Annotated in this window: 20 protein-coding genes; 13 read left to right on the plus strand and 7 right to left on the minus strand. The window is 66.5% G+C overall.

Features of this window, described 5'->3' with window-relative positions:
• Window positions 1-4 precede the first annotated feature (4 nt).
• Complete coding sequence (locus VKF82_04645; GenBank protein ID HME81344.1) at window positions 5-1,591, minus strand: benzoate-CoA ligase family protein; 1,587 nt, start codon at window positions 1,589-1,591, stop codon at window positions 5-7.
• Between the two features lie 109 nt (window positions 1,592-1,700).
• Here VKF82_04645 and VKF82_04650 point away from each other — a divergent pair, with 109 nt between their 5' ends.
• The 7 genes from VKF82_04650 to VKF82_04680 all read left to right on the plus strand — a co-directional run bounded on the left by VKF82_04650 (window position 1,701) and on the right by VKF82_04680 (window position 8,312).
• The gene (locus VKF82_04650; GenBank protein ID HME81345.1) at window positions 1,701-2,816 is read left to right on the plus strand and encodes an ABC transporter substrate-binding protein; all 1,116 of its coding nucleotides are present in this window, start codon (window positions 1,701-1,703) and stop codon (window positions 2,814-2,816) included.
• Between the two features lie 150 nt (window positions 2,817-2,966).
• Window positions 2,967-3,845, plus strand: coding sequence for a branched-chain amino acid ABC transporter permease (locus tag VKF82_04655; protein HME81346.1), 879 nt, complete (start codon window positions 2,967-2,969; stop codon window positions 3,843-3,845).
• Between the two features lie 4 nt (window positions 3,846-3,849).
• Window positions 3,850-4,689, plus strand: a complete 840-nt coding sequence (locus VKF82_04660) for a branched-chain amino acid ABC transporter permease (protein HME81347.1) — start codon at window positions 3,850-3,852, stop codon at window positions 4,687-4,689.
• Window positions 4,686-5,450, plus strand: coding sequence for an ABC transporter ATP-binding protein (locus tag VKF82_04665; protein ID HME81348.1), 765 nt, complete (start codon window positions 4,686-4,688; stop codon window positions 5,448-5,450). Before VKF82_04660 ends, VKF82_04665 begins: the two co-directional genes overlap by 4 nt.
• Window positions 5,447-6,196 (plus strand): ABC transporter ATP-binding protein, encoded by a 750-nt coding sequence (locus VKF82_04670; protein HME81349.1) that lies wholly within the window; start codon window positions 5,447-5,449, stop codon window positions 6,194-6,196. The genes VKF82_04665 and VKF82_04670 overlap by 4 nt, the downstream gene beginning before the upstream one ends.
• A 62-nt stretch (window positions 6,197-6,258) precedes the next feature.
• Window positions 6,259-6,948, plus strand: coding sequence for a response regulator transcription factor (locus VKF82_04675; protein HME81350.1), 690 nt, complete (start codon window positions 6,259-6,261; stop codon window positions 6,946-6,948).
• Window positions 6,945-8,312: a HAMP domain-containing sensor histidine kinase gene (locus VKF82_04680; protein ID HME81351.1), complete on the plus strand. Its 1,368-nt coding sequence runs from the start codon at window positions 6,945-6,947 to the stop codon at window positions 8,310-8,312. The genes VKF82_04675 and VKF82_04680 overlap by 4 nt, the downstream gene beginning before the upstream one ends.
• On the opposite strand, the gene VKF82_04685 is transcribed toward VKF82_04680, so the two are convergent.
• On the minus strand, window positions 8,298-9,638 hold the full coding sequence (locus VKF82_04685) for an HD domain-containing phosphohydrolase (GenBank protein HME81352.1): 1,341 nt from the start codon (window positions 9,636-9,638) through the stop codon (window positions 8,298-8,300). The two genes, VKF82_04680 and VKF82_04685, sit on opposite strands and share 15 nt — an antisense overlap.
• A gap of 161 nt (window positions 9,639-9,799) precedes the next feature.
• On the opposite strand from VKF82_04685, the gene VKF82_04690 reads away from it, so the two are divergent.
• The 3 genes from VKF82_04690 to VKF82_04700 are packed head-to-tail and all read left to right on the plus strand — an operon-like array spanning window position 9,800 to window position 12,586.
• Window positions 9,800-10,240 carry a hypothetical protein gene (locus tag VKF82_04690; protein ID HME81353.1) on the plus strand — a complete coding sequence of 147 codons (441 nt, stop codon included), beginning with the start codon at window positions 9,800-9,802 and terminating at the stop codon, window positions 10,238-10,240.
• 6 nt (window positions 10,241-10,246) lie between these two features.
• Window positions 10,247-11,647, plus strand: a complete 1,401-nt coding sequence (locus tag VKF82_04695; GenBank protein ID HME81354.1) for a hypothetical protein — start codon at window positions 10,247-10,249, stop codon at window positions 11,645-11,647.
• 30 nt (window positions 11,648-11,677) lie between these two features.
• On the plus strand, window positions 11,678-12,586 hold the full coding sequence (locus tag VKF82_04700) for a UPF0158 family protein (protein ID HME81355.1): 909 nt from the start codon (window positions 11,678-11,680) through the stop codon (window positions 12,584-12,586).
• 163 nt (window positions 12,587-12,749) lie between these two features.
• Here the strand turns inward: VKF82_04700 and VKF82_04705 are convergent, their stop codons facing one another.
• Window positions 12,750-13,580, minus strand: coding sequence for a M55 family metallopeptidase (locus VKF82_04705; protein ID HME81356.1), 831 nt, complete (start codon window positions 13,578-13,580; stop codon window positions 12,750-12,752).
• Between the two features lie 95 nt (window positions 13,581-13,675).
• Between VKF82_04705 and VKF82_04710 the strand changes: the two genes are divergently transcribed.
• Both VKF82_04710 and VKF82_04715 read left to right on the plus strand, forming a co-directional pair.
• Window positions 13,676-14,197: a SprT-like domain-containing protein gene (locus VKF82_04710; GenBank protein HME81357.1), complete on the plus strand. Its 522-nt coding sequence runs from the start codon at window positions 13,676-13,678 to the stop codon at window positions 14,195-14,197.
• Between the two features lie 3 nt (window positions 14,198-14,200).
• The gene (locus VKF82_04715; protein ID HME81358.1) at window positions 14,201-14,767 is read left to right on the plus strand and encodes a UbiX family flavin prenyltransferase; all 567 of its coding nucleotides are present in this window, start codon (window positions 14,201-14,203) and stop codon (window positions 14,765-14,767) included.
• Here the strand turns inward: VKF82_04715 and VKF82_04720 are convergent.
• Window positions 14,764-15,594 carry a sulfite exporter TauE/SafE family protein gene (locus VKF82_04720; GenBank protein ID HME81359.1) on the minus strand — a complete coding sequence of 277 codons (831 nt, stop codon included), beginning with the start codon at window positions 15,592-15,594 and terminating at the stop codon, window positions 14,764-14,766. The genes VKF82_04715 and VKF82_04720 overlap by 4 nt on opposite strands.
• An 82-nt stretch (window positions 15,595-15,676) precedes the next feature.
• Between VKF82_04720 and VKF82_04725 the strand changes: the two genes are divergently transcribed.
• The gene (locus VKF82_04725; GenBank protein HME81360.1) at window positions 15,677-15,946 is read left to right on the plus strand and encodes a GIY-YIG nuclease family protein; all 270 of its coding nucleotides are present in this window, start codon (window positions 15,677-15,679) and stop codon (window positions 15,944-15,946) included.
• Here the strand turns inward: VKF82_04725 and efp are convergent.
• The 3 genes from efp to der are packed head-to-tail and all read right to left on the minus strand — an operon-like array spanning window position 15,933 to window position 18,489.
• Window positions 15,933-16,490: an elongation factor P gene (gene efp / locus VKF82_04730; protein HME81361.1), complete on the minus strand. Its 558-nt coding sequence runs from the start codon at window positions 16,488-16,490 to the stop codon at window positions 15,933-15,935. The two genes, VKF82_04725 and efp, sit on opposite strands and share 14 nt — an antisense overlap.
• Window positions 16,487-17,107 carry a glycerol-3-phosphate 1-O-acyltransferase PlsY gene (gene plsY / locus VKF82_04735; GenBank protein HME81362.1) on the minus strand — a complete coding sequence of 207 codons (621 nt, stop codon included), beginning with the start codon at window positions 17,105-17,107 and terminating at the stop codon, window positions 16,487-16,489. Before plsY ends, efp begins: the two co-directional genes overlap by 4 nt.
• Window positions 17,104-18,489 carry a ribosome biogenesis GTPase Der gene (gene der, locus VKF82_04740; protein ID HME81363.1) on the minus strand — a complete coding sequence of 462 codons (1,386 nt, stop codon included), beginning with the start codon at window positions 18,487-18,489 and terminating at the stop codon, window positions 17,104-17,106. The genes plsY and der overlap by 4 nt, the downstream gene beginning before the upstream one ends.
• Between the last annotated feature and the right edge of the window lie 58 nt (window positions 18,490-18,547).

Consider the following 18,547-nt stretch of genomic DNA (forward strand, 5'->3'; position numbering starts at 1 on the left):
CCCCCTACGTCTTCGATCGCTCGCGCAGTTTGAAGCGCTGGATCTTGCCGGTCGCGGTCTTGGGCAGTTCGTCCACGAAGTGCAGCGCGCGCGGGTACTTGAAATGGGCGAGGCGCGCCTTGACGAACGCCTGCAGTTCGGCGGCTAGCTCGTCGGACGGCGCGTGTCCGCGCCGCAATACGACGTAGGCGACCGGTTTGACGAGCTCGACTTCGTCGGCCACGCCGACCACTCCGGCCTCGAGCACCGCGGCATGCTCGACGAGCGTGCTCTCGACCTCGACCGGCGACACCCATTGGCCGCCGACTTTGAGCATGTCGTCGCTGCGTCCGGCGTACCAATAAAAACCGTCTTCGTCCTGGCGATACGTGTCGCCGGTGTCCAACCACTCTCCCAGGAACGTCGCCTTGTTCTTCTCGTGGCGATTCCAATAGCCGGCGGCGATGCTGTCGCCGGCGATCTGCAGACGGCCGGTCTGTCCGACCGGCACCGGTTCGCCTTCGGCGTCGACGATGCGCGCATCGTAGCCGGGCACGATGCGGCCTGACGACCCGGGCCGGATCATGTCAGGGCGATTGGAGATGAACATGTGCGCTGCTTCGGTCGAGCCGATGCCGTCGATGATGTCGAAGCCGAACGCTTCTTTCCAACGCCGGTAGATCTCCGCCGGCAACGCCTCGCCGGCGGACACTCCGAATCGCACGGACGACAGATCGAAGCGTTTGGGTCCATCCGGCACTTCGAGCATGGCCGCGTATGCGGTCGGCACGGCGTAGAATATCGTCGGCTTGCTGCGTGCCGCGATCTCGAGCACCGCTTCGGGCAACGGACGCGCCGGATTGAGAATCGTTGTGGCGCCGACGCCGAAGGGGAAGTAGAGCGCGTTGCCGAGGCCGTAGGCGAAGAAGAGTTTGGCGACTGAAAAGGTGCGATCGTGCTCGCTGATCCCCAGCACATGCTTGCCGAACGTGTCGCAGCAGAACACCATGTCATGGTGCAGATGGATCGTGCCTTTCGGGAAACCGGTCGTGCCCGAGCTGTACAGCCAAAAGGCCGCGTCGTCTTTGCTCGTCCGATAGGCGTCAAACGTCGACGCGGCCGCCGCACACGCGTGGCGGAAATCGACGACCGGCACGCCCGGATCCGGCGGCATGCCGGTGCCCGCGTCGTCCACAACCGCGATGACGGCGAGATGATGCAGCTCGTCGATGATCGGCTCGACCGAACCCCACAGCGATGTGGAGACGACGAGCGCGCGCGCACGGCTGTCCTCGAGCATGTAGCGATAGTCGTGCGGCTTGAGCAGCGTGTTGGTCGGAACGGCGACCGCGCCGATCTTCATCGCGCCGAAGAAACAGTCGACGAATTCCGGGCAGTCGGGGAGCAGCATCGCGACCCGCTGCTCGACCTGCACGCCGAGCGAGATGAACAGATTCGCGGTCCGGTTGACGCCCGCGAGCACGTCGCCGTATGTCAATGCGCGATCGCCGCACTCGACCGCGATCTTGCCGGCGCGACCAAGCTCGACGTTGCGATCGACGAAATGCAGCGCCGCGTTGAAAAACTCAGGCACGTCTGCGACGCCGGCCATCTACGCCTCCTAGCTCGGTGGGTGGGCGGGCTACCCCGGGAGGTCGCTTCCTCCGCCGGCGCGTACTATCCGCCAACCCTTTGCGCGTCGCACGAAAGGCTGACTGACGATGCATAGCTCTACTCGGGCGTTTTTCGCATTTTCCGCCGCGGCGCTGCTCGTGCTCAGCGCATGCCCCGCGCGGGCGGCAAGCGGCGATGCCGGCGTCGGTGCCGTCTTCGACATCAGCGGCTCAGCCGGCTCGTACGGAGACGGGCAGAAGAACGGGCTGATGCTCGGCCAGGACTACGTCAACAAGAACGGCCGCGTGCACCTGACGTTCGACATCGAAGACGCGGCCTCGCAAAAGGGCCAAGCCGTCAATCTGTTCCAATCGTTCACGACGGGTGGCAAGGTGGCCGCGATCATCGGCCCCACCTTGTCGAGCGAAGCGTTTGCGGCCGACCCGATCGCCGTCGCCGCCGGCATGCCGGTGCTCGGCATCTCCAACACCGCCAATGGCGTCACCGCGATGGGACCTTGCGTCTTTCGCGACTCCCTGACCGAAGCGGCGGTCGTGCCGCACGCGCTCAAGGCCGTCATCGAGCGCTACCACGTCAAGACGGCTGCCATCATCTACGGCAACGACGACGCGTTCACCAAGACCGATTACGAGGTCGCCAAAGCCGCGCTGGACGCGCAGCACGTCCAGATCGTCTCGACGCAGACGTTCTCCAAAGGCGACGTCGATTTTCAGGCGCAGCTCACCAATATCAAAGGCGCGAATCCGGATCTTTTGTTCGTCGGCGCGCTGGCGGTCGAAGCGGGTCATATCGTCTCCGATGCGCACACACTGGGCATCAAGGCGCACATCGTCGGCGGCAACGGTTTGAACTCGCCGCAAGTCTACAGCTTGTCGGGCGGCGCCGCTGAAGGAGTCGTGGTGGGAGCCGCATGGGCGATCGGCGCGCAGACGCCCGGCAACCTCGATTTCGTCCAAGCATATCGCGTGCGCTTCCTCAAGGATCCCGATCAGTTCGCCGCCCAGGCGTTCGCGGCCGCGCAGATCATGGAGAACGTGCTGACGGCCGCCAAGTCGTTCTCACCCAAAGACGTATGCGACGCGATGAAGTCGATGAAGCCGGTCAACACCGTGCTCGGCGCGTTTTCGTTCACGGGCAACCGTGACGCGTCAGGTGATGGCGTCGTGCTGATGGTGCATAACGGCCGCTTCGTGGGCTTCTAACCGGCTGGACGGCGTGAAGGGGTTCTGGCGCCTCGGCGCGCTCGCGGATTCGGAAGATTTGAATCTCCGCGGCTCCTTCGGCGGCTCTCGCCGCCTCAGAGGCCTCGTCTTCTCAGAACCCCTCTCACGCCGTCCGCCCGCCTCATCCCCATGTTAGTCCAGCAGCTCGTCAACGGATTGTTCATCGGCGCGGTCTACGCGCTCTTCGCGCTCGGCTACACGCTGATCTTCGGCGTGCTCGACATCCTCAATCTCGCGCATGCGTCGATCTTCATGATCGGCGCGTTCACTGCGCTGGTGCTCGTGCTCAAGGGCGTGCCCGTGCTCGCCGCTGTGCTCGGCGGTGCGCTCGCCGGCGGCGTGGCCGGCGTGGTGCTCGACCGCGTCGCGTTCTGGCCGCTGCGCCGCCGCCAGGCCGGCCCGCTCGCGCCGCTCATCTCAAGCATCGCGGTCGGCATGATCTACGTCGCCATGGCGAACGGTTATTTCGGACCGGACGTGCGACACTTCCCATTCGACGTCGTGCGCACGCCGACGGTCACGCTCGGACCGGCGACCTTCACGATCATGCAGCTCACGATCTTCGTCGCCAGCCTCGCGCTGATGATCGGGCTGCAGGCGCTGCTGCGTTACACGCGTCTGGGCAGCGCGATCCGCGCGGTCGCGGAGAACCCGCGCGCGGCGCAGCTGGTCGGCATCGACCTCGAAGCGGTCTACGCACAGACGTTTTTCATCGCGTCCGCGCTCGGCGCAGTGGCCGGCATCCTGTTCGCGCTCAACTTCAACACGGTGAGTTCGGTGATGGGCTCGACGGTCGAGCTCAAGGGACTCGCGGTGATCATCCTCGGCGGCATGGGCTCGATCCCGGGTTCGATGCTCGGCGGGCTGCTCATCGGACTATCGGAAGATCTGTCGGTCGCGTACTTGAGCTCGGGCTATCGCGACGCGATCGTCTTCGCGATACTGTTCCTGGTCCTGATCATCCGTCCGACCGGCCTGCTCGGCAAGCGCAGCCTGCGCGCGGCCTAGCCACGTGCACGCGCTACCGGCGTTCTACGCCGCGCACTCGGCTCTCATCAATCAGATCGGCATCAATTCGCTGCTGGCGCTCTCGGTCTGGGTCACGCTGGCCTGCGGCCAGCTTTCGCTCGGCAACATGGGGTTCATGGCGATCGCCGCGTACACGTCGGTGCTGCTGGTCATGCGCGGCCACTGGCCGTTCTTCGGAGCTGTGCTCGCCGGGTCGTGTCTGGCCGCGATCGCCGGACTGATCTTGGGCTGGCCGGTCTTGCGGCTGCGCGGCGTCTTCTTGGCGATCGCGACCATCGGCTTCGGCGAGATCGTGCGCATCTTCGCGGTCAACCTGAGCATCACGGGCGGCGCTGAGGGCATCGCCGGCATCCCGCCCTTGGCGAACACGCCGATCATCTACGGCTCGCTCGCGCTGATCACGTTCGCGCTCTGGCGCCTCACGCGCTCGCGCGCGGGCCGCGCCTTCGCCGCGATCGCGCAGGACGAGGTGGCGGCGTCCGGGCTTGGCATCAACCCGTCTGCCTACAAACTGCTCGCGTTCGCGATCGGCGCCTTCATCGCCGGCTACGCAGGCGCGCTCGCAGCTTTCTCATCCTTTTTCATCAGCCCAAGCGACTACGGTTTTTCCAAAGCAGTCGACATGCTCGCCTATGCGGTCGTCGGCGGCATGGGCTCGGTCGGCGGCCCCATTCTCGGCGCGGGCCTGCTCACGATCCTGCCCGAGGCGCTGCGCTTCTTGGGGAACTATCGCGACGTCGTCAATGGGGTGATCCTGCTGCTCGTCATCATCTTCTTGCCGCAAGGGTTATGGTCGGTGTTCCGCGGGCGGGCGCGCCGATGATCGCGCTGCACGGCGTGACCAAGGCATACGGCGGCGTGCGCGCGGTCAAGGACCTGACGCTGCAGCTGCCCGAGCGTGCGCTGTTCGGCCTCATCGGTCCCAATGGCGCAGGCAAGACGACCGTGCTGAACCTCATGACGGGCCTGACCGCGCCGACGAGCGGCACGATCACGTTTGGGGAGCGCCGCATCGATCGCGCCAAGCCATACGAGATCGCTGCGCTTGGGATCGCGCGCACATATCAGACATCGCGCTTGTTCGCGCACATGACCGCGCTCGACAACGTCGTCGCCGGCATGCATCTCAAAGCGGACGATTCGCTGTTCGGCCAACTGCTCGGATGGCCGCCCACGCTCGCGCGTGCGCGCGCGCTGCGGCGACGCGCGCGCGAATTGCTTGAGGAGCTTGGACTGGGCGATCGCGCAGATGTCGAGGCGCGCAACCTCGCGCACGGCGAGCAGCGCCGCGTCGAGTTGGCGCGCGCGATCGCGGCGCAGCCGAGCGTGCTGCTGCTGGACGAGCCGGCGGCCGGACTCAATCCGGTGGAAACGGAGCGCTTGCGGGAAGAGATCCTCCGCCTCGTGCGCCAGCGGGGCATGAGCGTGCTGCTCGTCGAGCACGACATGGCGCTCGTCATGTCGGCATGCGATCGCATCGCGGTCCTCGACTTCGGCGAGAAGATCGCAGAAGGCACGCCGGCGCAGGTGCGCAACGACCCGCGCGTCGTCGAGGCATACTTGGGCGTGGAGAGCGGCGCATGAGCGGCGCGGGAGGCGCGGCAAGCGGCACGAACGGAGCAGCGCTGCTGGACGTGCGCGACCTGCGCGCAGGATACGGCGGCGTCGAGGCGGTGCACGGCATCAGCCTGCGACTGGAACAGGGACGCGTCGCCACGATCATCGGCGCGAACGGCGCGGGCAAGACGACGACGCTGTTGGCCATTTCGGGTATCGTGCGCGCGAGCGCCGGCACGATCGAACTTTCCGGCCGGCGCATCAGCGGGCTTGAGCCCCACGACATCGTCGCCGCCGGGCTCGTGCAGGTTCCGGAAGGCCGTCTCATCCTCGCGCAGATGAGCGTGCGCGAGAATCTTCAGGTCGGCGCGTTCACGCGGCGTGACCGTGCCCAGATCGCGGCTGATGTCGAGTCGATGTTCCAACGCTTCCCCGTCCTGCGCGAACGCGCGGATGTGGCCGCAGGATCGCTGTCGGGCGGCGAACAGCAGATGCTCGCGATCGCGCGCGGGCTGATGGCACGCCCGAAGCTGTTGCTGCTCGACGAGCCGTCGATGGGACTCGCGCCGTTGCTCGTCGCGCAGATCTTCGCGATCATCAAGCAGCTGCGCGCAGAGGGCCTGTCGATCTTGCTGGTCGAGCAGAACGCGCGCCAGGCGCTGGCGATCAGCGACTACGCCTATGTCCTGGAACGCGGCAACGTCGTCAAGCAAGGAGCCTCGCCAGACATCGCGGGCGATGCGGCGGTGGCGGCGGCCTACCTGGGCGGGTGAAAGGGGCGCCATGCCGCAGCGCACAGCACTTTCCCAGCCAGAACCGATAGTCTACAAAGGCCATGAAAACAACTCCGAAGGTCGCCATCGTCGACGACGAACGCCACGTGCGCGAGATGCTCGAGCTTGGGCTTGCCCGCGAGGGGTACACCGTGCGCTCGGCCGCCGACGGCGCGCAGGCGCTCGATCTCGTCGGCCAGTGGGAGCCTGACATCATCATCCTCGACGTCATGCTGCCCAAGATCGACGGCTTCACGCTGCTGCCGATGCTGCGCAAGAAGACGGAAGCGCCGATCATCATGCTGACCGCCAAGGGCGATATCCCGGACAAGGTCGTCGCGCTCGACCGAGGAGCAGACGACTACCTCGCCAAGCCGTTCGCGTTCGAAGAGCTGCTCGCACGCCTGGGCGCGGCGCTGCGCCGGCCCAAGCTGGCCGCCGGCGCCGAACTGCGCTACGACGATCTGACGGTCAACGTCGAGACGCGCGAAGTGCTGCGCGGTGGACGGCGCATCGGGCTGACGCCGCGCGAGTTCGACTTGCTCGTCGCCTTGATCCGCGTGCCGCGGCGCGTGCTCACCAAAGAACAGCTGCTCGAGCAGGTGTGGGGCCACGACTTCGAAGGCGAGGTCGGCATCGTCGAGACGTACATCTCATACCTGCGCGCCAAGGTCGACGGCGGCGAGAGCAAGCGCATCATCCATACGGTTCGCGGAGTCGGCTACGCATTGCGCGAAGACGACCTCCCGTGAACTCCCTCGCCAACCGCCTCACCGCCTGGTACGCGATCGTCCTGGTCGCGCTGCTCGCGTTTGTCGTGGTGGCGTCGTCCCTGATCCTCGTTCGCATGCTCGATCAAGAGACCCATGCCATGCTCATGGCGCCCGCCGCCAACGTGCGCGTGCTTGGCACCGCGCTCGGCTCGAACGAGAGCGCGCTGCGTCTGCTGGCGCCCGCCGTCGCCAACGATCTGGAGAGCCTCGGCCTGCACGGCGCGGTGTTCGACAACGAAGGGCGCTTCTTGGCCGGCGATATCCAGCAGTCCACCATCGGGTCGGAATACGTCGGCGTCAAGCGCGGCGTCATGCCGGCCGACCGCGGACCGCTGCGCTTCGTGCCCTATCCGGGCGGCTACATCACGATCCAACCTGCCTTCGATTTTCTGCTGTTCAACCTCGGCCCATACTGGCTCACCTTGGCCATCGTGCTCGCCATCGCGCTCATCATCGGCTGGGTGGCCGGCCGCGTGCTCGCGAGCCAGGCGCTCGCGCCCATCGTCGACGTCACCAACGCGCTGGACAGTCTCGCGCGCGGCGATTTCTCGCGCCGTACGCTGGTGCGCGGCGCGCCCGGCGAAGTCACCGCGCTCGCCAACGCGTACAACTCGGCCGCCGAACGGGTCGGCGCGGCGTTCGAGCAGCGCCGCAAGACCGAGGAAAGCATGCGCCAGTTCTCCGCCGACGCAGGGCACGAGCTGCGCACGCCGCTGACGGTGATCTCCGGCTACGTCTCCGTGCTGCGGCGCGGCGCGGTGACCGAGCCGCGCGTCGCCAACGACATCTTAGAAACGATCGCCGTCGAGACCGAACGCATGCGTCATCTCATCGACAAACTGCTCGCGCTCGCGCGCCTTGACAATCAACCGCATGCCGAGCTCGAACTGGTGGATGCGGCGCGCGTCGCGCGCGACGCCGCCGAGAGCTCGCGTCCGCTCGTGCCCGCAGGCGCGCTCTCCCTCGACGCTCCCGGTCCGTTGCAGGTGCGCGCCCATCCGGCAGAGCTGCGCGACGCGGTGCGCAATCTGATCGAGAACGCTGCCAAACATGCCCCCGGCGCCCACGTCGAGGTCAGTGCCCGGCGTGACGACGGGCGCGCGGTCATCGAAGTGAGCGACGACGGTCCCGGCATGCCGGCGGACGAGCAGGCCCACGCGTTCGAGCGCTTTTTCCGCGGCGAGATGCGCGGCGACGTCACCGGGTCGGGTCTGGGCCTGGCGATCGTCAAGACGGCGATGGAACGCATGGGCGGCAGCGCCGAATTGTGGAGCGAGTCCGGCAAGGGCACGACCGTGACCTTGAGCCTACCGCTGGCGCGACAAGGCCTAGCGGCGGATTAGCGGCAGCACGTCGGCCGTCGCCGGCGCAATGGCCGCTTCAAGCGCCTCGACCGCCATCGGATCGTACTTGTGCGGCGTCAGGGAGAGGATCTCGGCGACCGCCTCCTCATGCGACATGCCGGCTCCCTGCGGGCGCTGCGTCGTCAGCTCGACGTACTTGGTCGCGACCCCGACGATGCGCGCAGGGATGCAGATGTCGTTGCCGTGCAAGCCGCGCGGATAGCCGCTGCCGTCCAACAATTCGCAGTGCTGCTCGACGATCTCGGCGATCTGGCGATAGTCGCGCCAGCGCGCGACCAGCCGCGCACCGACCTCGATGTGGCGCGGCGTGCGCTGGCCGGGCATGGCGAGCATGCCGACGTCATGCAGCAGCGCGCCGCGGCGCAGCATCTCGAGCTCGACCGGCGGCAGTCCAAGCGCTTGACCCATCGCGGCCGCCATCTGCGCGGCGCGGCGCGAACGGCCGCTGTCGACGCCGTCGCGGTAGTCGACCGCGAACGCCAGCGCTTCGATGAGATCGCCGTTGATGCGATCGAGCTTGCCGATCTTGTCGAAGAACTCGATGTTCTCGTGCTCGAGCGCCGCGAGGTAACGCTCGGAGCGGGCGCGCAGCGCCGAGTACGAGAGGCGGATGACGACCAGCGGCACGATGAAATAGACGAGCGCGCTCCAATGCCGCGCCGCGATGTCGCCGGCCAACAAGTATCCGAGCCCGGTCAACGCGCAAAACGCCGTCAGCGCCCAACCGGCGATGCCGTCGCCCGCAAGCGCGAGCGAGGGTGGCCCCGAGCTGCGCATCAGCGCTGCCGGCGCGAGCACCTCCGCGGCGTATGCGGACAACGCGTAGAGCGCGCCGACGCCGAGCAGCGGCATGCCGAACGCGGCCGCCGTAGTGGCGAACACGCCGCCGACAAGCGGTCCGAACACCGATCCAGCGAGGATAAAGGCGCTGTCAGACCCGGTCAGCGCGCGCGAGGAAAGCAAGCGCGCGCCGCCGCGCGCGAATCCGACCAGCACGGCGGCCGGCGTGCCATAGAGCGCGAACGCGGCGACGACGATCGCCAACGACGGGCCGATGACGCGCCCGCCGGCGCGCATGATGTCGCCGGTGAACAGCTCCATGAAGACCGCGCACACGACCAACACGGCGAGCGTCGCCGGCGCATGCCACGCGGAAAGCGTCGCCCAGATGAGGGCTGTGGTCGCAAGGGCCGCGACTGCGCGAGGTGCGGCATCGGGCGCCGTCTCGAGCGACCAGAAAGTCGCCCGGGACCGCGCGAACGGCCCGCGCACCAAAGACAATGAAGAGCGGCGCACTTTGCTCACATCCAGTAGGACCTTTCGGGCATGCCACCTGTTACCCGGAACCATGCGCCAAAGGGCTACGTTCTCTCTTGGGAAAGCCGAAAACTGTGATAGGGGCGATACGTGCCCGGTTAGGGAGGACACAACTGTCTAGTATCGTGGGACGAATCGGGCTGGGTTGCTTGGCCGCCGCGTTTGCGGCGACGCTTGCGTTAGGCGTCGAGCCGCGCAACGCGCAGGCGACAAACGCTCCGATCACGGTGACGTTGGGCCTCGAGCGCAACGCCAAGATCACGCATCTGGCCGCCGGTGATTCCGTGGGTGTCGCGCCGGCAATCGTTCACGTGCACGTCGGCGATGCGATCGTCTTCGTCAACGCCGATCAGCAGGCGCAGCACACCGCGACCGGCCTGCCCGGTGCGGCGCGTTTCGGCGAACCGCGCTGGACCGAGGCCGTGCTCAAACCCTTCGGCACGATCGGCGCAGAGCCGTGGAGCAGCGGCGTCATCGCGCCCGGCGCCAGCTCGGCGCCGCTCGTCGCCGCGTCGCCCGGCACCTTCCTCTACGGCTGTTTCTTTCATTATTCAGCCGGAATGCGTGGCGAGATTATCGTCGAACCCTAGGGTCCCATGGAATTCCGCGAGCCGATCGAGCAGCTCATCCGCGACCCGCGCGAGTATACCAAGAACATCACATTTCCGCCGGCATCGGACTTGCGCATCTACGACACGTCGTTGCGCGACGGCGAGCAGATGTGCGGCATCGCCTATACGCCGGAGACCAAGTATGAGATCTGCCGGCGCCTGTCCGACATCGGCGTGCACATCATGGACGTCGGTTTCCCCGCCGTCTCCGATGATGAGCGCCGCTCGCTGCAGCTGATCATGAACGGCAAGCGCAAAGGCGAGATCCGCGAGGATCTCGACGTCGTCGTCATGTGCCGCTCGACGAGCAAGGACATCGACGCGACGCTGACCGCGCTGCACGAGATCCAGGTCGCGCCCAGCGCGGTCACGTTCTTCGTCTTCACCTCGGGCAGCGATCTGCACATGAAATACAAGATCGGCAAAGCGCTGCTCGCGCGCGAAGGCAAGTCCGAATCGGAGTGGCTCGACTTACCGCTGTCGTTCTTCCGGCAGGCGAACATCCGCATGCAGTGCGATGCGATCCGCTACGCGCGCGACCACGGCGTCGAACGCGTGGAGTTCGGCGGCGAAGACGGCAGCCGCGGCGACGTCGACTACTTCATCGAGCTGTTCAAAGCTGGCTTGGCCGCGGGCGCCACGCGGCCGTCATGGCCCGACACGGTCGGCTGCCTGACGCCCGAGGCGACGCGCTGGCACAGCACGCGCATCGTCGAAGCCATGCCCAAAGACGTCACGCTGCTCAACCACTTCCACAACGACTACGGTCTGGCCACCATCAATTGCATCACCTCGCTGGCGTGCGGCTTCAAGGCCTTCACGGTCACGGCCAACGGCTACGGCGAGCGCGCGGGCAACGTGCCGCTGCACCAAGTCGTCACCGCGCTCAAGGTCCTCTACGGCGTCGACATCCCCGGTTTCAAGTACAACAAGCTGTGGGAGCTGGCGCGTTTCATGGAATCGGTCTCCGGGTATCCTATCCAGGCGCACGAGCCGATCATCGGCGCCAACGTGTTCGCGCACGAATCGGGCATCCACACGCACGCCATGCTGATCGACCGGCGCATGTACGAAGCGGTGCCGGCGGAGCTGGTGGGCGGCCACATGCATTTCATCTACGGCAAGCACAGCGGGATGTCGGTCATCGAGGCTGCGCTCAAGAAGAACGAGGCCAAGCTCGCCAAGGCGGGAGTCACCGTGGACGCGGCGCTGGCCAAACGGGTGCTCGAAGAGGTCAAACGCGTGCGTGAGGAACGCGCACTGACTGGGCGCACGCACGACATCATCAATCAATACTATGCGGGCATCAACGGCCTAGGCCTGACCGAGGACGACGTGCTGACCATCGCCGAAAGTCTCGGACGCCCGGTCAGCGCCAAGACATGACTTCCCAAGGGCGGGAAAGACAGGACAGCTATGAAGGACACGACGGACAACACGCACATCACGGCCGAATGGATCCGGCGCCCCCTGCCGGACCTCGACGGCGTCTCCCCGGTCGATGCGATCGGCGACCCGCAAACGCGGCGCAAACTCGATGACCTGCTGATCGAGCTCGCCGGCCACCACGTCCGCCTCGGCCATCTCGGCCTTCCGTCGGTCGATCCGGCGGACATCCGCAAGGCGCTGGGCATCGAAGCGGCGGTCAGCGTCGCTGCGCGGGCGCCGGCACGAGTCGTGCGGCCCGGACCGATCAAGCGCAGTCAGCTGCTCGACGAGCTGGGAACGGCGCTGACCGGCGGCGACGTCGACAGCGTGGCGTACTACAAGCTCAACACGCACGCGGTCGAGCACTTCATGCACAATCTCGGCGATCAAGAAAATGTGCGTATCGCGCAAGCCGACGCCGATCCGGAGATGAAGAAGATCTCGCCGGTGACGACCGAGGTGCGCTACGGCATCATGTCCGACTTCATCAGCCTGGTGGAGGACATCGCCGTCGCCGGGCGGCTGCGCACCGCGATCTCGGGCAAGGGCGCGTTTCGGCGCTTCCGCGAGGCGGTCGACGAAGACGACACGTTGCGCCGGCGCTGGCTAGGCTATCGCACCAAGCGGCACTATCACCTCGCGCTCGACTGGCTGCACGCCAACAGCCTGCGCCCTGAGGGCCTCAATCCATCTGACTACGATTGGGAGCCGGCATCAGAGGCCGCATCCGCGCCCGCAACCGCACCCGCGCCCGTGGCCGCGTCTGAAGCCGTCGAGCCCGCGGCAGCTGCGGCCCCGGAGGTCGTAGCCGAGGAGGCGCCGACGACGGGTGAGGAGCGCCCCGAATCCGCCGCGCCCGACAAGCCGGGCGAAGAGGTCGGCGCCCCGACTTCGTGACGCAAATAGGCGCGGATCCAAACTGTGGTCCGCGCCTCTATCGGTTCATGGTGCCGGGTGCGCCTTATCCTTGGGGGACCGCACGAGCGTCACCCGGCTATTCACAAGACCGGGTGGCCCCCCGTTTTGTTACAGCCCGCTCGAGAAGTTTTTTGCAGCCCCTCTAATCCACGGACCCACCCAGGGTCATGAGCACCCGAAAAGCCCGGAAAACCGTGAGAAAATCGTCGTGCGCATAGCGGATATACCGCCCGCCGATGCGCTCAGATCCGGGCAGCAGCGCCGCCATATCGGCCTTGGCGGTCGACGTGAAGCGTATATCCAGCGTCACTGGGCTGTCGAAGCGGTACGGTTGGGCGCCCCGTTTCGGGGCCTCGGCGAGCGCGCGCTTCATGCCGGCTGCAATGGCGGCGCGGGCTTCGTGCGGGGAGAGCGAATCGGCCGCGTACCGCCCGATCGCGCGCTTGACCTCGACGGTCTGTACCCAGGGCAAGAAGCTGCGCGCATCCTCGCACGCCGACTGATCGCCTGACAGCAAGATGACGGGCACGCCGAAGGAGCCCGCGACCGCGGCATTGATGCGCGCTTCGCTGCAGGCCTGGCCGTTGATGTGCACTTCGTAGACCGTTTCCCCGGTGTAGGTGTGGTCGAGCACCGCATCGTGCGTGCCTGCACCCGCGTGATAGCCGATGAACGCCGCGGCGCCGAATGACGGATCGAGCCCTTCGTTCATCGACAGCGGCTTGGGGCTCCCGCGGATCAAGCGCACCGATGGCGGCAGCTGCTCGTGGATGATGTTGCGCATGTTCCAATGAGAGTCGTTGACGAGGATCTCTTTGACGCCCGAGGCCAGCGCCGCTTCGCACGCCGCGTTGACCTCGCCGGTCATCAGCTCGCACGAGCGCGCGTATTCGGGCTGGCCGACCGGATTGGTCTGCTCGACCGACGTGATACCCGCGATGCCTTCCATGTCTGCCGAGACGTACAGCTTCATGCCCCACCGGTTCGCATGTAGCGGTCGAATTCATTCGACCGCCGCACGCGCGCCGAAGGGAGCCCCCGCGCGAGCGCGAAGGTGCATCCCCCGTAGTGTCATTTGCTTCTGCCGAGCGCATCGCGCCGGTCAGCCTGCCGTCGATCGCAGACCTGCAGTTGCTCTTCGCGCGGCTCAACCTCGAGCATTTCAACGGCGTGCTCCGCGCGCACCGCATCAAATACAACGCGCGTCTGACCACGGTCACCGGCCGCATCAGCTATCGCCCGGCTTTGATCGAGCTGTCGATTCCGCTGCTGTCGCGCCATCCCGCCCACGTGCGCGACACGCTGCTTCATGAGATGGTGCACGCGTGGCTGTTCCACACGGGACTCCCCAGCGGCCACGGGCGCGAGTTCAAGGCCAAGATGAGCGAGGTCGGCCTCGACAGCATCTATCACAATCTGCCGGTCGCGCGCCGGAGCAGCCGCCGGCGCTACGTCTTGGAATGCCCGCGCTGCCGGCTCGCGCTCACCCGCAAGCGCCGCCCCGGCGTGCGCGTGTCGTGCGCGCGGTGCTCGCCGCGGCGCTTCGACTCGCGCGTCGAGATGCGCGTGCGCGAGATCGTCCTCACGTAGCCGATGCCCACCTACATCGTCGGCATCACCGGCGCGAGCGGCAGCATCCTCGGCGTGCGCGCGCTCGAAGCGCTGCACGCGATCCCCGGCACAACGACCCATCTCATCATGACCGCACAGGCCAAGCGCACCTTGGCGTTGGAGACGGATTTCGCGCCGGCCGACGTCGAGCGCTTCGCCGATCACGTGCACGACGAGACCAACTTGGCCGCAGCGGTCTCGAGCGGCTCGTTTCGGACCGACGGCATGCTCGTGATCCCATGCTCGATGAAAAGCGCCGCGGCGATCGCGTACTCGATGAACGACAACCTGCTCGTGCGCGCCGCTGATGTCTGCTTGAAGGAGCGGCGCCGGCTCGTCCTGTCGGTGCGTGAAACGCCGCTGCATCTGGGACATCTGCGGATCATGACGCGCTTGGCCGAGTTGGGCGCGGTGCTGACACCGCCCATCACGGGCTTCTATCAGAAGCCGAAGTCGGTGGACGACATCATCAACCACGCGGTCGGCAAGGCGCTCGACGCCTTGGGCGTGCCGAACGAGCTGTTCAAGCGTTGGACGGGCGCCGGTTAGTGCTTGAACGCGGAGCTGTAGATCAGATAGAGCGCCGCCGCGGCGACCGCGAGCGAGAACCAGCGCATAAGGGGGCCGGGCTGTAAGCGCGATGCCAAGTGCGCACCGACCTGCGCGCCTGCGATCGCGCCGATCGCCAAGAATACCGCCGGCGCAAGCATGATGTCGCCGTAATACGCGTGCGATGCGGTGCCCACCGCTGAGGTGATAGCGATGACGAGTTGGGAGGTCGCCACTGCGATGTGCGTGGGAAAGCCGAACAGGTACACCATCGCGGGGACCTGGACAACGCCTCCGCCGATGCCGAACATGCTCGCCAGGAAACCCGTGGCTGCAGACACGCCGATCGCGCCCCAGACATTGAAACGATAGCTGTGGCGAACGCCTTGCGCGTCGACGAAATCGCGGCTGAGCTGCCCCTCGGCCGGCGCCGTTTCGGACTGAGACTGCATGGGCGGCGGCGGGTCGCGCGCGAGGAAGGCGCGCACGGCGACCGCGACGAGCAGCAGGCCGAAGAGCAGCGTGAACACGCGATGCGGCACATGCTGGTCGGCATACGCGCCCAAGAGCGCGCCCGGGACGCCGGCAGCGGAAAAGATCAGTCCGCTCTTGACGTCGACGCGTTTCTGGCGCAGATACGACAGCGTTGACGACGTGGAATTGGCAAGCACGACGGCCAGCGACGTGCCTGCTGCGACGCGCGCAGGCGCGCCCAGGAACAGCAGCAGCGGAACGATCAGAAAGCCGCCTCCGACGCCGACCATGCTGCCATAGGTGCCGACGAAAAAGCCGAAGACGATGAAGCCGGCCGCTTCAAACCAGGGCATGAAAACCCGTCCGGCATGCAAAACGCACGAGCGTGCTCATCGGCCGACCCTTGCAGGCCCGGGGTGATGCGTCCTGCGCGCGATAAGGCGCCGCTGGCACTACGTCTATCTCGCGCGCACGCGCGACGGTTCGTTCTACTGCGGCTACGCGCTCGATCCGGTCGCGCGCATCGGCGCGCATAACGCCGGCAAAGGATCGAAGGCGCTGCGCGGGCGCCGACCCGTGACGCTCGCGTTCACCAAACGCTTTTCGGACAAAGGCGCCGCGCTGCGCTACGAGCTCGCGCTCAAGCGCCGTTCGCATGCCGAGAAAGGGGCGCTGTGCCGCCGGTGGCGGGTCAGACGCGGCTGATGTACTTGCGGTCGCGCGTGTCGATGCGGATCGTGTCGTCGGGATTGATGAAGATCGGCACCTGCACGACCGCGCCGGTCTCGAGCGTCGCCGGCTTGGTGAGATTGGTCGCCGTGTCACCGCGGAAACCTGGATCGGTTTGGACGACCTTGAGCTCAACGTGGTTGGGCAGCGACGCGCTGATCACTTTGCCGTCGTGGAACTGCACTTCGATGGTCATGCCCTCTTTGAGGAATTCGGTGCCGTCGCCCAGGATGTCGCGGCCGAGGTGGATCTGCTCGTAGTTGGTCTGATCCATGAAATGGTATTCGTCGCCGCTGTTATACAGGTACTGCATCTCGCGCGTGTCGATGATGGCACGCTGCAGCATCTCGCCGGCGCGAAACGTCTTCTCCAAGACGTTGCCGCGCAGCAGATTCTTCAAGCGCGTGCGCACGAACGCCGAGCCCTTGCCGGGTTTGACGTGCTGGAAATCGACGACGGTCCAGATCTGTCCGTCGACGATGACGGAGACGCCGGTCCGAAAATCATTGGTCGAGATCATGTGGCTCCTTGACTTGTCTTCTGCCCGATGCGCGGTTCGGTGCCGGCCCGCAGACGCTCGATGTTGGTCCGGTGCCGCCACAGCACGAGCACGAGCACGATGACCGCGTACGCGATATATGGCCAGGGCGCGTGCAGTGCGTAGAGCGCGATCGGCGCGGAGGCGGTCGCCAGCATCGAAGACAGCGACGCGTACCGGCTGATGATCGCGGTCGCGAGGAACACCACCGCCCACACGAGCGCGGCGTAGAACGACAGCACGATCAGCACCCCTAATCCGGTGGCCACGCCTTTTCCGCCTTCGAAGTGCAAGAAGACCGACCAGTTGTGTCCGACGATAGTCGCAAGCCCGACCGTGGCGATGACCAACGGTGAGGAGTGCAGCACGTAGACCGCGATCGCGCTCGGCACGATGCCTTTGAGGACGTCGCCGCCCAGCGTCAGCACGCCGCCCCAAAAACCCATCGCGCGCAGCGCATTGGCCGCGCCGATGTTGCCGCTGCCCACGGTGCGCAGGTCGACGCCGTAGAGCCCTCTGCCGACGAGCACGCCGAACGGAATCGATCCGATGAGGTACGCCGCGACGATCAGCAGCGCTTCGGGCAGCGAGACGTTCACGGCCGTTCGCCCTCGGCGGCTCCTGCGATGATGATCTCATCGCTCTTCTTCATGTCTTGCTTGACGCGCGGCCGGAAGACCAGGCGCATCGGCGTGCCGACGAAGCCGAACGCGGCGCGCAACGAGTTCTCGAGATGGCGCTCGTACGAGAAGTGCACCAGCTCCGGGTCGTTGACGAAGAAGACGAATTCCGGCGGCGAGGTGCCTGCCTGGGTGACGTAGTGGCACTTGAGCACGCGCCCGCGGAAGCCCGGCGGCGGATGGACGCGGAACACGTCGCGCACGACTTGGTTGAGCTTGGCGGTCGGCACGCGCTTGCGGCGCTCGTCGAACGCCGCCGCCACGGTCGCCCAGATCTTGTGGACGTTCTTCTTGGTCAGGGCCGATGCGTAGAGGATCGGCGCGTACTGCGCAAACGAGAATTCGGCGCGCAACGCGGCCTCCGTCTCTTTGCGGTCGATGGTCGCCGGATCGACGAGGTCCCACTTGTTGACCAACAGGACGAACGCTTTGCCTTCCTCGATCGCCAGTCCGGCGATGCGCCGATCCTGCGAGGTGACGCCCACGGTCGCGTCGATCACCAGCAAGGCGACGTCGCTCTTGCCGATCGCGGCGACCGCGCGCAGGCTTGAATAATAGTCGATGGCCGGCCCGGTCTTGACCGTCTTGCGCACGCCGGCGGTGTCGATGATGACGTACGACCGTCCGCCGGATTCGATCGCCGTGTCGGTCGCGTCGCGCGTCGTGCCGGGCTCGGGCGAGACGATCGCGCGCTCTTTGCCCAGCAGGGCGTTGACCAAAGACGACTTGCCGACGTTCGGCTGGCCGACGATGGCGAGGCGGATCGTGTTCTCGTCCTCGTCGCCTGCCGGCTCGGCTTCGGGCGGCAGCTTGGCGACGATCGCGTCGAGCAGGTCGCCGCTTTGCAGACCGTGGATCGCCGAGACGGCCATCGGCACGTCAAAGCCCAGCGAAGTGAACTCGTAGATCGAGGCCGCAGTGGTAGGCGATTCCACTTTGTTGGCGACGAGCAGCACCTTGGCGCGCTGCGGTCGCAGCAGCTCGGCGACGTCGATGTCGCCCGGCATCACGCCGGTCTGCGAATCCACGACGAACACCACCACGTCGGCTTCGCGGATCGCCAGCTCCGCCTGCGCGCGCGTCTGCGCGGCGACGTCCTTGAGCGCGCCGGTTTCGATGCCGCCGGTGTCGACGACGGTGAGCGTGCGCCCGGCCCATTCGACAGGAGCATACAAGCGGTCGCGCGTCACGCCGGGGGTTGGATCGACGATCGCTTGGCGCGTGCCGGCGAGTCGGTTGAACAGCGAAGACTTGCCCACGTTCGGACGTCCGACGAGAGCGACGAGCGGAGCGGATGACACGGCATAGGGGCATTCGCCGCGAAGGTCGCATCTCCCGGCACAAGGAGACCACGCAGCG

Source organism: Candidatus Eremiobacteraceae bacterium (assembly GCA_035314825.1).
Lineage (GTDB): Bacteria > Vulcanimicrobiota > Vulcanimicrobiia > Eremiobacterales > Eremiobacteraceae > JAFAHD01.

Excerpts from the sequence above, each read along its gene's own strand:
- efp (HME81361.1), bottom strand. The coding sequence starts at position 16,490 with ATGATCTCGACCAATGATTTTCGGACCGGCGTCTCCGTCATCGTCGAC.
- VKF82_04695 (HME81354.1), top strand. The coding sequence starts at position 10,247 with ATGGAATTCCGCGAGCCGATCGAGCAGCTCATCCGCGACCCGCGCGAG.
- VKF82_04670 (HME81349.1), top strand. The coding sequence starts at position 5,447 with ATGAGCGGCGCGGGAGGCGCGGCAAGCGGCACGAACGGAGCAGCGCTG.
- VKF82_04675 (HME81350.1), top strand. The coding sequence starts at position 6,259 with ATGAAAACAACTCCGAAGGTCGCCATCGTCGACGACGAACGCCACGTG.
- VKF82_04700 (HME81355.1), top strand. The coding sequence starts at position 11,678 with ATGAAGGACACGACGGACAACACGCACATCACGGCCGAATGGATCCGG.
- VKF82_04645 (HME81344.1), bottom strand. The coding sequence starts at position 1,591 with ATGGCCGGCGTCGCAGACGTGCCTGAGTTTTTCAACGCGGCGCTGCAT.
- VKF82_04715 (HME81358.1), top strand. The coding sequence starts at position 14,201 with ATGCCCACCTACATCGTCGGCATCACCGGCGCGAGCGGCAGCATCCTC.
- VKF82_04655 (HME81346.1), top strand. The coding sequence starts at position 2,967 with ATGTTAGTCCAGCAGCTCGTCAACGGATTGTTCATCGGCGCGGTCTAC.
- VKF82_04720 (HME81359.1), bottom strand. The coding sequence starts at position 15,594 with ATGCCCTGGTTTGAAGCGGCCGGCTTCATCGTCTTCGGCTTTTTCGTC.
- VKF82_04665 (HME81348.1), top strand. The coding sequence starts at position 4,686 with ATGATCGCGCTGCACGGCGTGACCAAGGCATACGGCGGCGTGCGCGCG.
- VKF82_04650 (HME81345.1), top strand. The coding sequence starts at position 1,701 with ATGCATAGCTCTACTCGGGCGTTTTTCGCATTTTCCGCCGCGGCGCTG.
- VKF82_04705 (HME81356.1), bottom strand. The coding sequence starts at position 13,580 with ATGAAGCTGTACGTCTCGGCAGACATGGAAGGCATCGCGGGTATCACG.